13 protein-coding genes are annotated in these 14,829 nt (G+C 66.7%); 2 read left to right on the top strand and 11 right to left on the bottom strand.

Annotated elements, in window-relative coordinates; all coding sequences use genetic code 11:
* Window positions 1–18 precede the first annotated feature (18 nt).
* Window positions 19–1,197, top strand: a complete 1,179-nt coding sequence (gene ampC, locus U5A57_RS07530) for a class C beta-lactamase (protein ID WP_321909530.1) — start codon at window positions 19–21, stop codon at window positions 1,195–1,197.
* Between the two features lie 38 nt (window positions 1,198–1,235).
* Here the strand turns inward: ampC and U5A57_RS07525 are convergent, their stop codons facing one another.
* The 10 genes from U5A57_RS07525 to U5A57_RS07480 all read right to left on the bottom strand — a co-directional run bounded on the left by U5A57_RS07525 (window position 1,236) and on the right by U5A57_RS07480 (window position 10,967).
* On the bottom strand, window positions 1,236–2,636 hold the full coding sequence (locus U5A57_RS07525; RefSeq protein ID WP_321909527.1) for an ATP-binding protein: 1,401 nt from the start codon (window positions 2,634–2,636) through the stop codon (window positions 1,236–1,238).
* Window positions 2,633–3,295, bottom strand: coding sequence for a response regulator (locus U5A57_RS07520; protein WP_201696283.1), 663 nt, complete (start codon window positions 3,293–3,295; stop codon window positions 2,633–2,635). Before U5A57_RS07520 ends, U5A57_RS07525 begins: the two co-directional genes overlap by 4 nt.
* Window positions 3,296–3,382: 87 nt before the next feature.
* Entirely contained in the window at window positions 3,383–4,420 is a 1,038-nt protein-coding gene (locus U5A57_RS07515; RefSeq protein ID WP_321909524.1) for an Ldh family oxidoreductase, read from the bottom strand.
* A gap of 91 nt (window positions 4,421–4,511) precedes the next feature.
* Window positions 4,512–5,426, bottom strand: coding sequence for a dihydrodipicolinate synthase family protein (locus U5A57_RS07510; RefSeq protein ID WP_321909522.1), 915 nt, complete (start codon window positions 5,424–5,426; stop codon window positions 4,512–4,514).
* Between the two features lie 170 nt (window positions 5,427–5,596).
* Entirely contained in the window at window positions 5,597–6,379 is a 783-nt protein-coding gene (locus tag U5A57_RS07505; RefSeq protein WP_321909521.1) for an AraC family transcriptional regulator, read from the bottom strand.
* Between the two features lie 100 nt (window positions 6,380–6,479).
* A complete protein-coding gene (locus U5A57_RS07500; protein ID WP_321909520.1) occupies window positions 6,480–7,748 on the bottom strand; it encodes an FAD-dependent oxidoreductase in 1,269 nt (422 codons plus the stop codon).
* A complete protein-coding gene (locus U5A57_RS07495; protein ID WP_321909518.1) occupies window positions 7,745–8,020 on the bottom strand; it encodes a 2Fe-2S iron-sulfur cluster-binding protein in 276 nt (91 codons plus the stop codon). Before U5A57_RS07495 ends, U5A57_RS07500 begins: the two co-directional genes overlap by 4 nt.
* Window positions 8,013–9,182: an FAD-dependent oxidoreductase gene (locus tag U5A57_RS07490; RefSeq protein ID WP_321909837.1), complete on the bottom strand. Its 1,170-nt coding sequence runs from the start codon at window positions 9,180–9,182 to the stop codon at window positions 8,013–8,015. Before U5A57_RS07490 ends, U5A57_RS07495 begins: the two co-directional genes overlap by 8 nt.
* Window positions 9,182–10,141 carry a 4-hydroxyproline epimerase gene (locus U5A57_RS07485; RefSeq protein ID WP_321909835.1) on the bottom strand — a complete coding sequence of 320 codons (960 nt, stop codon included), beginning with the start codon at window positions 10,139–10,141 and terminating at the stop codon, window positions 9,182–9,184. The genes U5A57_RS07490 and U5A57_RS07485 overlap by 1 nt, the downstream gene beginning before the upstream one ends.
* A gap of 118 nt (window positions 10,142–10,259) precedes the next feature.
* Window positions 10,260–10,967 carry a TetR/AcrR family transcriptional regulator gene (locus U5A57_RS07480; protein WP_321909515.1) on the bottom strand — a complete coding sequence of 236 codons (708 nt, stop codon included), beginning with the start codon at window positions 10,965–10,967 and terminating at the stop codon, window positions 10,260–10,262.
* A gap of 64 nt (window positions 10,968–11,031) precedes the next feature.
* Here U5A57_RS07480 and shc point away from each other — a divergent pair, with 64 nt between their 5' ends.
* The gene (shc, locus tag U5A57_RS07475) at window positions 11,032–13,065 is read left to right on the top strand and encodes a squalene--hopene cyclase (RefSeq protein ID WP_321909513.1); all 2,034 of its coding nucleotides are present in this window, start codon (window positions 11,032–11,034) and stop codon (window positions 13,063–13,065) included.
* Between the two features lie 39 nt (window positions 13,066–13,104).
* On the opposite strand, the gene U5A57_RS07470 is transcribed toward shc, so the two are convergent.
* On the bottom strand, window positions 13,105–14,784 hold the full coding sequence (locus tag U5A57_RS07470) for a metallophosphoesterase family protein (protein WP_321909512.1): 1,680 nt from the start codon (window positions 14,782–14,784) through the stop codon (window positions 13,105–13,107).
* Between the last annotated feature and the right edge of the window lie 45 nt (window positions 14,785–14,829).

Here is a 14,829-nt window from a genome sequence, read left to right as displayed (position 1 = left end):
TCGTGCAAGGAGGCGATCTTGCTTCGTTCACTCGCAAGGGTCTGTGCCGGCGCAGTGCTCGTCGCCGTCGCGCTGAACCGTCCCGCCATTGGCGCAGAAGCCGAAATCGCGACCGGCAGCGACGCTCGAATACGCGAAGCCGCGCTCGCGTTCATGCGCGAGAACGGTATTCCCGGTCTCGCGATCGGGGTCGCCGTGAACGGCGCGGCGCGCTTCTACAACTTTGGCGTCGCGTCGAAGGAAACCGGCGCGCCCGTCACGAACGAAACGCTCTTCGAACTCGGGTCGATCAGCAAGACCTTCGCCGCAACGCTTGCCGGTTGGGCGCAGGTGAACGGCAAGCTCGCGCTCGATGCGCCAGTGAGCACGTATTTGCCCGACATGCGTGGCACGCCGTTTGGCGCGCTTACGCTGATCAATCTCGGCACGCACACCGGTGGCGGCTTCCCGCTGCAGGTGCCCGAAGAAGTCACAAACGACGCGCAGCTGATGGCGTGGCTCAAGGCATGGCGCCCGCGCTATCCGGCGGGCACGCAGCGCACCTATGCGAACCCGAGCATCGGCATGTTCGCGCGCATCACGGCGCAGCAGCTCGGCATGAGCTACGCAGACGCCGTGGAGAAAACACTCTTTCCGAAGCTGGGGCTGGCACACACGTTCATTCGCGTGCCCGACGGGGAGCGTGCCGCCTATGCGCAGGGCTACAACAGCAAGGATACGCCTGTGCGCCTGAACCCCGGCGTGCTCGCCGACGAAGCCTACGGCGTGAAATCGGATACGCGCGACATGCTGCGCTTTCTCGAAGCGAACATGGGCGAGGTCGGAGTGGAGCCGGAGTTGCAGCGCGCGCTGGAGGCCACGCATGTGGGCTATTTCCGCACGGGCCCGTACGTTCAGGACCTCGTATGGGAGCAGTACGCGCAGCCGGTGAGCCTGAATGATCTCGTGCAGGGCAACGCGAACTTCATGGTGCTGGAGGACAATCCGGCCACGGCGTTGATCCCGCCGCTGCCGCCGCAGGCCGATGTATTGCTCGACAAGACGGGCGCGACCAACGGATTCGGCGGCTATCTCGCGTTCGAGCCCGCGCGCAAGACGGCCATCGTCATTCTTGCCAACCGCAATCACCCCACCGAATCGCGTGTGCGGTTTGCGTACCGCGTGCTGGAACTGGTGCAGGGCGCGTCTGCGCAGTGATCCGCAGTGATCCGCGGTGAGCGAGCGCGCGTGCGGCCTCAGGCCGAATCGCTCGTCGCCCGGGCGGCTCGGCTGGCGGGCGCATTCGTGCTGGTCACGGGCTCGTCGTTTGCGGGCAGCCCGCTCACCGCCGCCGTGAGCCCGCGACCACCCGGGTTGTTGCGCAGCGTGAACGTCAGGCCCTGACGCTGCGCGATGCGCGCCACGATCGACAGGCCAAGCCCGCTGCCGGTGCCCTGGGCATGATCGCCGCGAAAGAAACGGTCGAGCACGCGTTCGAGATCGCCTTCGGGAATTCCGGGCCCGTTATCGATGACTTCGAAGCCGAGCGTGTCCTGCGAGCGCGTGAGCAGGAGATCGATCTTGCCGCCGGCTGGCGTGTAGCGGATCGCGTTGTCGAGCAGGTTGTTCAGCAGCGTGTTCAGTCCGTGCGCGTCGGCGCTCACGTTGCAGATGGACTCGGGTGTCACGGGCGGCCGCGATTCGAGGCCGAGGTCGATGCCTTTTTCCTCCGCGAGCAGCGAGAAGTCGCCGATGGCCTGCTCGCCCAGCCGCCGCAGGCTCACGATCGTGGCGGGCGCGCTCGCCTGCGCATCTTCGCGCGCGAGCGTGAGCAGTTGCTGCACGAGGCGTATCGTCCGGTTCAGGCGGGTTTGCATGCGCTCGAGCGTGCGCGGCTCGCCGTTCAGCGTGCCGTCGTGCAGCGCCGCCTGCCATTGCAGCTTGAGCGCGGCGAGCGGCGAGCGCAGCTCGTGCGCAGCGTCGGCGATGAAGGTGCGCTGCGCCTGCGAGGCCGCGTTCAAGCGGTCCAGCAGATCGTTGAGCGCGACGACGAGCGGGCGCAGCTCGACGGGCACCGAACCGTCGAGGCGCAACGGCTCCAGCGCATGCGCCGAGCGCGCAGCGAGCAGCGCCGACAGCGCGCGCACCGGTGCGAGCCCGCGCGTCACCACGAACAGCACGAGCACGATCGCCACCGGCACGAGCAGCGCGAGCGGCCACAACGTATGCAGCGCGAGGTGCAGCGCCAGCGAATCGCGCACGGAAATGGGCTGTGCGACCTGAACGAAGCGTTCCGGCTGCTCGATGCCGTACACGCGCCAATGCACTTCGTCGTCTTCGATCGTACGAAAGCCCGTGGACTGGCGCGGCAGGACAGGCGTTTCCTGCGAGCGGTAAATCAGCTTGCCATCGCGGTCCCAGATCTGGATGAGAATGCGGTCGTCGGCGATCTCGTCGAAGCCGGGGCTGGACTGCTCGACCTCGCGCGCCGTTGCGACGTTCGCGGGCATGGAAAGCGCCACGGCATGCAGCTCGTAATCGAACAACTCGCCCGCTTCGTCGCGCGCCGTGTGAAAAATGCCGTAGCCCGCCACCAAGGAAGCGGCCGCGAAGCCGCAGATGAGCCAGCCCAGCAGGCGGCGGCGGATGGAATTCATTCCGGTCTCTTGAGCCGATAGCCCACGCCGCGCACGGTCACGATCTGGTCGGTGCCGATCTTGCGGCGCAAGCTGTGCACATGCACCTCGATCGCGTTGCTGCCGACTTCCTCGCCCCAGCCGTACATGCGCTCTTCGAGCTCGGCCTTCGTGAATACGCGCGCGGGCTGTTCGATAAGCACGCGCAGCAGCGCGAATTCGCGCGGCACGAGCGCGACGCTCTCGCCGTCTTTCGTCACTTCGTGCGCGGCGGGGTCGAGCGAGAGGCCGCTGTGCGTGTAGACCGGCTGCTTCTGGCCCGTGCGGCGGCGTAGCATGGCGCGCGTGCGGGCGGCCAGTTCGTCGAGATCGAAGGGCTTGATCAGGTAGTCGTCGGCGCCGGCGTCGAGCCCGGCGATGCGGTCCGTGACCGAGTCGCGCGCGGTCAGGATCAGCACGGCCGCTTCGCCGCCCTTGCGGCGATAGCCGTTGAGGACCTCGATGCCGTCTTTCTTCGGCAGACCGAGATCGAGCAGCACGAGGTCATACACGTCGTTGTCGAGCGAAAGCTCGGCTTCCCGCCCGTCGCGCGCCCAGTCGACGGCATGACCCTCGCGGCGCATCGAGTCGAGCACCGTTTCGGCAATCATTTCATCGTCTTCCACCAGCAACAGGCGCATCGCTCGCTCCCCTTATTCCAGCCTTACATTGTCGCTCATCCCGGCTTAACCGGTGCTTAAGCGTCACGCGAGGGGGGCGCCCGGCAATCAGTCGAGGAGTTTCAGCACATCGTCGTAGAGCGCGCGCGGCACCTTCACGCCGTGGCGTTCGCTGCGCCCGCGCGCCTCGAACCGGCGCTGCGACGGCAAGCGCGCGCCCTGCGCCGTGATGGCGGCGAAGAGCCGCTCTGCACGCGCCTGGCCGGCTGCATAGCCGTCGCCGCCAAAGCGCCTGGGGTCGATCGCAATGACGAGCTCGCCGTGACAAGGGCTCGCACCCGCGCCGCCGTCGAAGGCCTGCGACTCCATGCTCGTGAGGTCGCCGATCAGCGCGCCCGCAAGCAGCTCGATCATGGCCGCGAGCGCCGAGCCCTTGTGGCCGCCGAACGTTTGCATCGCGCCGTCCAGCGCGGCGCGCGCGTCGGTGGTGGGCTGGCCGTCGGAATCGAGCGCCCAGTGCGGCGGAATGGGTTTGCCCTCGCGCGCGTGCAGTTCGATGTCGCCGCGCGCAATGGCGCTCGTGGCGAAGTCGAACACGAATGGCAGACCGCCTTCGCGCGGCCACGCAAACGCCAGCGGATTCGTGCCGAACACGCCGGTCGTGCCGCCCGCGGGCGCGACCCAGCTATGGCTCGGGTTCATCGCGATGCCCACGAGCCCTTGCGCCGCGATGGCTTCGACCTCGGGCCACAGCGCCGAGAAGTGAAAGCAGTGGTTGATGGTCATCGCCGCGATGCCCTGGCTGCGCGCTTTCTGCGCGAGCGCGGGCAGGCCGGTTTCGAATGCGAGCAGCGAGAAGCCATAGTGCGCGTCCACGGCCAGCACGCCGGGCGCAATATCGCGCAGCGTGGGCTCGGCGCGCGCATCGACCTTGCCGCTCTTGAGCGAACGTGCGCAAACGAGCAGGCGATAAATGCCATGCGAGTGGCATTCGTCGCGCTGGCCTTGCGTGATGACGCGCGCGATCGCATCGGCATGCGCCTCGGACATGCCGTGCCGCAGCAGCACGTTGCGCGAGAGCGTGAAGACTTCGTCGAGTGTGAGGACGACCGGTTCGGGTGCGTCGTTCGTGACGGTGCTGGACATGGCATCCCGTGTAAAAAGACAAACCGGGCCAATGTGGCCCGGTTTCGGTGATCTGGAAAAAGCGCTGGAGAGAGGCGTGCTTACGTCAGTCTTATAGACCGACGTCTGGCAGGGCGGGGCGCGTAGCGAGCGCCTTCTCGACCACGGCCTTCACGTGCGCGAGCGCCTCGCCTTCGAGCGGCAGGCGCGGCGGCCGCGTGATCGCGCTGCCGCGGCCCACCAGCTCCTCGCACAGCTTGATGCACTGCACGAGGTCGGGACGTGCGTCGAGGTGCAGCAGCGGCATGAACCAGCGATACAGCGCGAGCGCTTCGTCAAAGCGTTTTTGCTTCGCAAGACGGAAAAGCGTTTCGCCTTCCTTCGGGAACACGTTCGACATGCCCGAAACCCAGCCTTGCGCGCCCACGGCCACGCTTTCGACCACCACGTCGTCGAGGCCCGCGAACAGCACGAAGCGGTCGCCCACGGCATTGCGCAGATCGATGAAGCGGCGCGTATCGCCCGACGAATCCTTGAAGCAGACGATATTTTCGCAATCCTGAAGAGCGATCAGGATGTCGGGCGTGACGTCGTTCTTGTAGATCGGCGGATTGTTGTAGACCATCACGGGCACGTCGGTGCTGGAGGCCACGGCGCGGAAATGCGCGGCCGTTTCGTGCGGCTTCGAGGAATACACGAGCGCCGGCATGACCATCACGCCGTCCACGCCCACGCGGGCCGCTTCCTTCACGGTTTGACGCGCGAACTCGGTGGTGAATTCGGCAATGCCCGCGATCACGGGCACCTTGCCGCCGGCGGCGTCGCGCGCGGCTTCGATCACGGCAATCTTTTCATGCGTCGCGAGCGAGGTGTTCTCGCCGACGGTGCCGCACACCACGAGGCCCGACACGCCGTCCTTGACGAGATTGCTCACCACCCGGTGCGTGGCGTCGATATCGACCGAGAAGTCCGCCTTGAACTGCGTGCTGACGGCGGGAAACACCCCGCTCCACTGGATAGCGCTCACTGTGACTCACTCCTTGAATGCGTAGCGGCTCGCGCCGCGGTACGTGTTGAATGTGAGTGCAGTATCGCTGTCCAAATCGTTTGGCGCTTGGGGCCTTTCGTGCTTCAAAAAGACGAAATCTGCATAGTCGGGCGTGGCCTGGGGAGAACCCTGGCCTGCACACGCGACGCTTAGGCGCCGGGCGTCTGCGCGCTGGCGGGCGCTTGCAGCAACGCGCGATACTGGCTTGGCGTCACGCCCACGGTGGCCTTGAATTGCCGCGTAAACGCGCTGTGATCGTTATAGCCGCATTGCGTGGCGATGTCGGTGATACTCAGGTCGCTCGCAAGCAGCACGGAGGCTGCGTCCAGGCGCGTTTTCAGCAGCATCTGGCGCGGCGTGAGGTGAAAGATCTTGTGAAAGTAGCGCTCGATCTGCGCCACCGACATGTTGATGAGCTTTGCCAGGTGCGCGAGCTTGAGCGGTTGCGCATAGTTGTCCTGGATGTACTTGGCGGCGACCGCGAGCCGCTGGTAAGCGGGATGCGTGCCCTCGGCGGCCTGCAGGTCGCGCGAAATGCCCGCCACGCCCAGCACGCGGCCGCGCGCGTCGTGCAGCGGGACTTTCGAGGTGAGGCACCAGCCCGGTTGCCGGCCCGGATACAGGTGCAGTTCGAGCTGGTCGATGAGACTGCTGTCCAGCCGCACCACGGCCTGGTCCTGCGCGGTGTAGCTGTGGCCGAAGCGGGACGGGAAAACCTGCTCGGCCGTCTTGCCGAGCAGCGCGCGTTTGTCCTTGAAGCCGCAGCGCGCGGCGAGCGTGGTGTTCGCGATCACGTAGCGTGCCTCGTCGTCCTTCACGAAGAACACCACGTCGGGCATGGCGTCGAACAGCGGCTCGAGCATGGTGAAATGCGCGACCATCTGCGCAAACGTGGCGTTTTCGAGGGCGGCGGGCAGGACCAGTTCGGGCATCGCGTGGCGCTTGGGGTGGGATCGGCAGAAAACTCCATTGTGCCGATTTGCGCGCGCCCGCGCATCTGCAACAAAAAACGTGTGCGGTGCTTTTTCCGCGCTAAGGCGTCGTTTCCGCGTGCAGCAACGTGTCGATGCGCGCGGGCGAGAAGGGCGGGCGCTGGCCGTTTTGCGGCCAGCCGAAGCAGAACGCCGCCGCTTCGCCGCAAATCTTGCCCTGGCAGGGGCCCATGCCGCAGCGCGTCTGCAGCTTGGCGTCGCGCCACGACGCATGGCGGGCAACGTCGCGATACGCGACGTCCTCGCACCGGCAAAACACGGTGTCGGGCTGCGGGAGCGCGCGCAACGCGGGAGCGAGTTCGAACGCCGCGTGCAGGCGTTCGGCGAAACGGCGGTAGCGTTCACGCTCGGCGAACAGCTGCCGGGCGTTCGTGTTGTCCCCGAGCGCGGCGTAGGCCGCGATGCGGCCTTCCACCGCCGCGAGTTCCATGCCGCCCACGCCCGTGCATTCGCCAGCCGCGTAGATGGCTTCGGCGCGGGTCTGTTGCCATTCGTTCACGGCGATGGCGGGAGCGTTGGCGTGGGTGTCCAACTTGCAACCGAGCGCTGCGCCGACGCCCGTATTGGGCACGAGGCCATAGGCGCACGCGAGCCGGTCGCAATCGACCAGTATTTCGTTGTTGCCGCGGCGCACGCGCACCTGCGTCAAGCGCGTAGTGCCGATTGCCTCGCTCACGTAGGCATCGCACCAGTAAGGCGTGGCGCGCAGATCGAAGCGCATGCGCAGCGCCTGAGCGAGTTTCGCGGGCGTATGGACGAGGCCCGCCGCGAAGCGGCGCACCGCTTGCGGCGGCGCCTGTTCGATGATGGCGGCAATCGTCGCGCCATGCTGGCGCGCGGTCAAGGCGGCGGCCCAGAGCAGCGGCCCGCTGCCCGCGATGACGATCCGCTCGCCGCGCACGGGCATGCCCCCCTTGATGAGCGCCTGCAAGCCGCCCGCGCCGGTGACGCCCGGCAAAGTCCAGCCGGGATAGGGCAGGAAGCGTTCGCGCGCGCCGGAGGCGACGATGAGCTTGTCGTAAGCGAGCGTGAGCGCCCGGTCGGGGCTTTCCGCGAGCAGTTGTCGCCCTGGCAGCGCTTGCACGATGCGGGTTCCGCTTAGCAGCGTGACGTTCGCACGCGCGGCGAGGGCATCGAGCAAGGCGCGTGCGGGGCCCGTGGCGCGATGGCCGGGACCCTGACGCCAGATCTGGCCGCCAGGCAGCGCGTTGTCATCGACGATGCCTACGCTCGCGCCCGCCTCTGCGGCGATACGCGCGGCGTTCAATCCAGCCGGTCCGGCGCCGATGATCAGGATATCGAACTTCATGGCGCTGCATTCCCGGTAACGACGTTCATGCCCGCGAGGCAAACCGTCTGGCATGCAAGCCGATGCGGCACGCCGTCGATGGTGACGCGGCATTCCTGGCAGATACCCATGCCGCACAACGGCCCGCGCAGCGCGCCGGTCACCGAACGCCGCGTGACGAGCGCAGCGTGCCGTGCCTGTGCAGCGATGGCGATGGCTGCTGCCACCGAACTGCCAGGCGCGACGCTCACCTGGTATTCGTCAATCGTCAACGTCGTGCTGGTTTCAGACATGCACAGCCCCTTGGGCAGCGAAGCGCGCGGGGAGATACGGCGTCGCGTCGATCTCGGCGGGGCGTCCGAGTATTTGCGCGGCAATCAGCTTTGCGGTGCCGAGCGCTGTGGTGACGCCAAGGCCCTCGTGTCCGGTGGCGAGCCACGTGGACGGATGGCTGTCATCATCGGCGAACGGGGCAGCGGGGCCGATCAGCGGCATGCCGTCGCTCGATGCGGGGCGAAAGCCCGTCCATGCACGAATCGCGTTGAGCGTGGGCAATTGCGGCAGATATTCGGCGGCGCGGCGCAGCATGCGCGCGAGAATCGCAGGCTCGACGGCGGGGTCCGTGCTGTCGAACTGGCGCGACGAGCCGATCAGCAATTGCCCGGTTGGCCGCGGCTGCACGTTGAACGCAACAGAGGTTCCGCTCGCGTTGTGCGCGCTCTTGATATAGCCGAGTTCGAGAATCTGATGGCGAATCGTGCCGGGGTAGCGGTCGGTAATGAGCAGGTGGCCCTTCTTGGCCTGTAGCGGCAGGCGCGGCAGTAAATCGAGCGCTTGCAGGCCGTTCGCGACCAGCACCGCGCCCGCGCCGATGACCTCGCCATCGGCGAGATGCACGCCCGCGCGGTCGATACGCGTGACTTGCGTTTGTGTGCGGCAGGTAATGCGTCCGCTAACCGGTTGTTCGAGCAACCATGTTGCTACGGCAGGCGCGTAGACCACAGCGTCGTTATCGACGATCATGCCGCCTACCAGGCCATGGCGCAGGCCCGGTTCGGCTTCGCGCAACTGGTGCACGTCGAGCATCGAGCACGCCACGCCTTGCTGGTGCAGCGCCTGCTGGCGCGTTTGCGCGAGCGCCAGTTCCTCGTCGTCGGCAGCGACCCAGAGCGTGCCGCAGCGCAAGAACGCATGGCGTTCGTCGAGCCGCGGCGCGAGCGCGTGCCACAGCGCCAGCGACCACGCGCTCAGGGCGAATTCGGCGGGCGTGTCGTCCATCACGACGAGGTGGCCCATACCGGCTGCTGTCACGCCGCCGCCCACGCCCGCGCGCTCGATCACGAGCACATTCAGGCCCTGCGCCGCGAGTTCATGCGCGCATGCCGCGCCCACGATGCCCGCGCCGATTACGACAACATCGACGACAACATCGTGTTGACCGCTCGAACCTTGCATCACGCGGGAATGCCCCACGCGAACGGATCGTCGTCGGCGAAAATCAGCTTGGACTCCGCGCTAATATGCGCGCTGCCGCGAATGCTCGGGCGCACATGGCCCGCGGGAAGCTCGGGCGCGGTTTCATAGCTCGCCTCGAACACGCTGCCGATGATGCTTTCCTGGCGCCACTGCACGCCGGGCGCGAGCGTGCCGTCTGCGGCGAGGCACGCGACCTTCGCGCTCGTGCCGGTGCCGCAAGGCGAGCGATCGTAGGCCTTGCCAGGACACAGCACGAAATTGCGGCTGTCGATGCCCGCGACGTCGGAGTGCGCGAAGAGTTCGATATGGTCGATCAACGCACCGTCCGCACCGGTAATACCGTTTGCTTCGAGCGCCTGGCGCATGGCCCACGTGGCTTCGGTGAGCGCTTCGACGTTGCCCGCTTCGAGCGTGAGGTTGTGATCGGCGACGAGGAAGAACCAGTTGCCGCCCCAGGCGATGTCGCCATGCACGCGGCCGTAGCCCGGCACGTCGAGCGGCACGGCCTTGCGGTAGCGATACGCGGGCACGTTGTGCACGGTGACGCTGCCGTCGGCGTGCAGTTCGGCCTCGACGTTGCCCACCGGCGTTTCGATGCGATGCACGCCGGGCGCGATGCGCCCGAGATGCGCGAGCGACGCGATGAGGCCGATGGTGCCGTGCCCGCACATGCCGAGAAAGCCGACGTTGTTGAAGAAGATCACGCCGGCGGAGCAGGACGGATCATGCGGCTCGCACAGCAACGCGCCGACCATCACGTCCGAGCCGCGCGGCTCGTTGACGACGCCCGCGCGCACGCGGTCGAAGTCGCGACGGAAAACGGCGAGGCGTTCGGCGAGCGGGCCGTGGCCCAACTCGGGGCCGCCTGCGATCACGAGGCGCGTAGGCTCGCCGCCCGTGTGGGAGTCGATAACGGTCAGGGTTTTCATGCCGACAATCGTAGGTCGCGCCATTTTGGCCGTCTTGCTCGAACGGCCCTTGCGCGGTGACGATTTCGGCATAGTGCGCCGCGTGTGAATGCGCGGCGCTCAGGGTGATCCCTGGCGCATGCTTTCTTTAGTCTTTCACGAGCGCCAGTTGCTCCAGCTGGCGCACCACTTCGGCGCGCAGGCGCGGCGGCATGTTCTGGTAGCCGAGCAGGTCGGAGATCCACAGGCCGTCCGCGGCGAGCCGGCAGATCATCAGGCGGGCGGCGGCTTCGAGCGGAAGCGGGTCGGGGCGCGTCCACTTGCGCATGGGCGCGGCGTAGCGCTCGCGAATCGCGGGGTCGGTCATCATCGCGGCCACCAGCACGCGCAGCACGTTGGTGCTGGCGGCGGGGCTTGTTTCGTCTATGGTCGTGTGCAAGTAGGCGCGCGCGGCCGCGCCGTGTTTGGGCGCGCCCTTTGCCTCGCCTTCTTCGATGCGCGCATGCATCTGCTGCTCGAATCGCTCTAGCGTCTGCTCGAAGAGCGCATCGAGCAAGCCCTGCTTGTTGGCGAAGTGATATTGCAACGCGCCCTTGGTCACGCCCGCGCGTTCGGCTACCGCATCGAGCGTGACGGCGGGTACGCCCTGGTCGGTGGCGATATCGGAAGCCGCCTGCAGCAATTGCGCGCGCACCTGGGCCGGGGCTTTCTTGCGGCGCGTGCCGGCGGCTGGAGCCGTGTCCTCGCGTGGGGAAGCAGGCTTCGAGACCGCCGGGGCAGAGGGAGCCGCTGCGTCAGCCGCCTTCGCGCTGCGCCTTGTCGCGCGCGCGGGCGCCTTGACGGAGGAGTCTTTCATGGCGCCGATCATACCATTGCAGGCTTCGCGGCTAAACATTCCGTACGGATGGTATGATCCGCCGATGAAAAAAATCCCCCCGCCTTTTACCGCTTCCGCAGCCGCCATGGCGGCGCTCGACGCCTCGATCATTCGCGGCCGCGAAGCGCTCGTGCGACAGCAGGATGCCGATGGAAGCTGGTGTTTCGAGCTCGAATCGGACGCCACGATCACCGCCGAATACATCCTCATGATGCATTTCATGGGCAAGATCGACGCGGTACGCCAGGAGAAGATGGCGCGCTATCTGCGCGACATTCAGCGCTTGCAAACGCACGGCGCATGGGACCTCTATGTGGATGGTGCGCCTGATGTCTCGTGCAGCGTGAAGGCGTATTTCGCGTTGAAGGCGGCGGGGGATCCGGCGAACGCGCCGCACATGGTGCGCGCGCGGGAAGCCATTTTGAAGCTCGGCGGCGCGGCGAAGTCGAACGTGTTCACGCGCATTCTCCTCGCCACCTTCGGTCAGGTGCCGTGGCGCGCCACGCCGTTCATGCCGATCGAATTCGTGCTGTTCCCGAAGTGGGTGCCCATTTCGATGTACAAGGTCGCCTACTGGGCGCGCACGACCATGGTGCCGCTGCTCGCGCTCTGCTCGCTGAAGGCGCGCGCGGCCAATCCTCATGATGTATCGATTGCCGAACTGTTCGTCACGCCGCCCGAAGAGGAGCGCGAATACTTTGCGCGCGGCAAGGGCATCCGCCGGTTCTTTCTCGCGGCTGACCGGGCGCTGCGCCATATTGAGCCGCTGCTGCCGCGCGCGCTGCGCCAGCGCGCCATGAAGCACGCCGAGGCCTGGTGCGCCGAGCGCATGAACGGCGAGGACGGCATGGGCGGCATCTTTCCGCCGATCGTCTACAGCTACCAGATGATGCAGGTGCTTGGGTATCCTGAAGATCATCCGCTGCGCCGCGATTGCGAGAATGCGCTGGAAAAGCTGCTCGTCGAGCGCCCGGACGGCAGCGTGTATTGCCAGCCGTGCCTTTCGCCGGTCTGGGACACGGCGTGGAGCACGATGGCGCTCGAGCAGGCGCGTACGGTCGTGCCCGCCGATCCGGCGTCGGCAACGATCACCGGGCACGAACTTGAGCAGCGCATTGCGCGCGCGTACGAGTGGCTCGCGGCGCGCCAGGTGGACGACGTGCGCGGCGACTGGATCGAGAACGCGCAGCCGGATACGCCGGTTGGCGGTTGGGCTTTCCAGTATGAGAATCCGTACTATCCCGACATCGACGACACGGCCGTGGTCGTCGCCATGCTCCATCGTCGTGGCCGCACGGAGGCCCGCAAAACGGGCGTGGACCCCTACGCGGCGCGCGTGACGCGAGCGCTCGACTGGATGCGCGGCTTGCAGTCGCGCAACGGCGGCTTCGCCGCTTTCGACGCCGATTGCGACCGCCTCTATCTGAATGCGATTCCGTTCGCGGACCACGGCGCGTTGCTCGACCCGCCAACCGAAGACGTATCGGGCCGCGTACTGCTGTGCTTCGGCGTGACGGGCCGCACCGAAGACAAGGCGGCGCTCGCGCGCGCCATCGAGTACGTGAAGGCCACGCAGCACGCCGACGGCAGCTGGTGGGGCCGCTGGGGCACCAACTACATCTACGGCACGTGGAGCGTGCTGGCGGGTCTCGCGCTCGCAGGCGAGGACCCGAGTCAGCCGTACATCGCGCGCGCGCTCGCGTGGCTGCGCGCGCGCCAGCACGCGGACGGCGGCTGGGGCGAGACCAACGACAGCTATATCGACCCGCGCCTGGCCGGCACCAATGGCGGCGAAAGCACGTCGAATTTCACGGCGTGGGCACTGCTCGCGCAAATGGCGTTCGGCGACTGGGAATCCGAATCGGTGCGGCGCGGCGTGGCGTATTTGCTATCCGTGCAGCAGGAGGACGGGTTCTGGTGGCATCGCTCGCATAATGCGCCGGGCTTCCCGCGTATTTACTACCTCAAGTATCACGGCTACACGGCGTATTTCCCGCTGTGGGCGCTGTCGCGTTACCGGCGGCTGGCGGGCAGTGCTGTCGAAGTGCGCGAAGTGGAAGAGGCCGCACTCGCATAGTGCATTCGACGCGGGGCGCAAGCGCCCCGCATTGCTGGCTTAGCGTGACTTCGCCAGCGTAATCGTTTCGAACAACTCATAATTTCCGGTCGGCGTTTGATCGGCGCCCGGCGCGTGATAGTAGTTCATCGTGATCGTCGTCTTGCCGCCATGTGTGCCGGGATCGACGTCGAACACCGCAATGCCATAACCCGTGCCCGTATCGCGCTGCGCCGACCAGATCGCGTCTTCGAGCGCATCGGCGGTGGGGCGCGCGAAGGTCCCCGCGGTCGCGCCCGGCGCCGGGTGGTTGGGCTTCGTGAACACCTGTGCCTGCGGATTGCCGTTGCCGGCATCCACGCCATACACGTCGAGCGGTGCGCTCGTGCCGCCACCGCCGAGGATCAGGTGGATCGTGCCGTGGCTCGTGTCGAAGGTGTTGCCCGTGCCTTGGGCATGCGTGACGGGACGCGGCTGCAGCGTGTCGACGCTCACGCCGGTTTTCGCGTCGACGCCCGCGTGATGATTGCAGCCGCGCACCGGGTAGCTGCGCTCGTAGTCGTGATCGTGGCCGCACACCACGAGATCCACGCCATAGCGGTCGAAGAGGGGCAGCCACGCTTCGCGTATGCCCTTGTCCGAGCCATTGCCGGTTTTCGACGAGCTGAGCGCGTCCTGGTGCATCTGCACCACGATCCAGTCGATATCGTCGTCGTTCTTCGCTTGCTTCAGGGTTTCTTCGAGCCAGCGCGTTTGCACGCCGTTGCTGTAGCCGCGCACGTAGAACGACGAGCCGGGCTGGATGGGCGCGTTGCCCGTGCTCGCGGCGGGCACGAGCGGCGAGGGGCCGGCCACGAAAGCGGCGGCGTCCTGGTAGACCACGTCGTCGGCGTCGAGCGAAACGAACAGCACGTTGCTCACGCGGAAGCTGTACCAGCGGCCCGGAAAATGCGTGCCGTTATCGGGCAGCGTATAACGGGTGAGATACGAATTCAGGCCCTGCGCACCGTTGTAGAACTCGATCTCGTGATTGCCGGGGCACGGCATCCACGGACGGTTCGCCGCCGACGTCTGGTTGTTGTTGCCGAAGTCGCGCCACACGTCGGTCTGGTGCGCGGGATTCAGGTTCGCGTAGCAGAGGTCGCCATTGAGCAGATGAAAGAGCGGCTGGAAGCGCTCCACGGCTTCCACGGCGAAGCGGCTTTGCGGCGACGACAGCACCCAGCCCGTGTTCGGCGTGGCGAGGTCGCCGTAGCTCGTGAAGCGAAACGGCGCGCGAGCGCGCGGCGCGGTGGCGAAGCTCGAACTGAACGGGCTGCTCGTGCGGCTGTCGTTATCGGCAGTGACTTCGTAGCGGTAGGTCGTGGCCGGCTCCAACCCGCGCAGCCGCGCGTGATAGGTGAACACGACATTGCCCGTGAGCCCGTCGGTATAGGTGCGCTGAATGGCGTGCACGGTCTCGCGCTTGCCGCGATCGGCGCTGTAGATCACGCGCGGATTCGTGGAGGAGGCGAGCGATGCCCACGAAACGACGACTTCGCGCGTCGGGTCTTCGCCCCAGGTGAGGTGGATCTGCTCAGGTGTGCCGTCGGGTGTGGAGGCGTCGGCCTTCGCGCTGCCCGCAAACGCGCTGGCGGCGCTCGCAAAGCCGGAAGCGCCGGCAAGCTTCAGGAAGCCGCGGCGCGAGACACTGGCGCCGCTTTCGGTGGATGCATTCTCGGGGATGTCTTTTTTCGTCATGTCGTCTCGCCTTGGGAGCAGAAGGCGAAGCCTGCGCTAACGGAC

The organism is Paraburkholderia sp. J11-2 (genome assembly GCF_905220185.1).
Lineage (GTDB): Bacteria > Pseudomonadota > Gammaproteobacteria > Burkholderiales > Burkholderiaceae > Paraburkholderia.
Note: the sequence above shows the minus strand (reverse complement) of the source record. Positions and strands in the feature narration are given on the sequence as shown.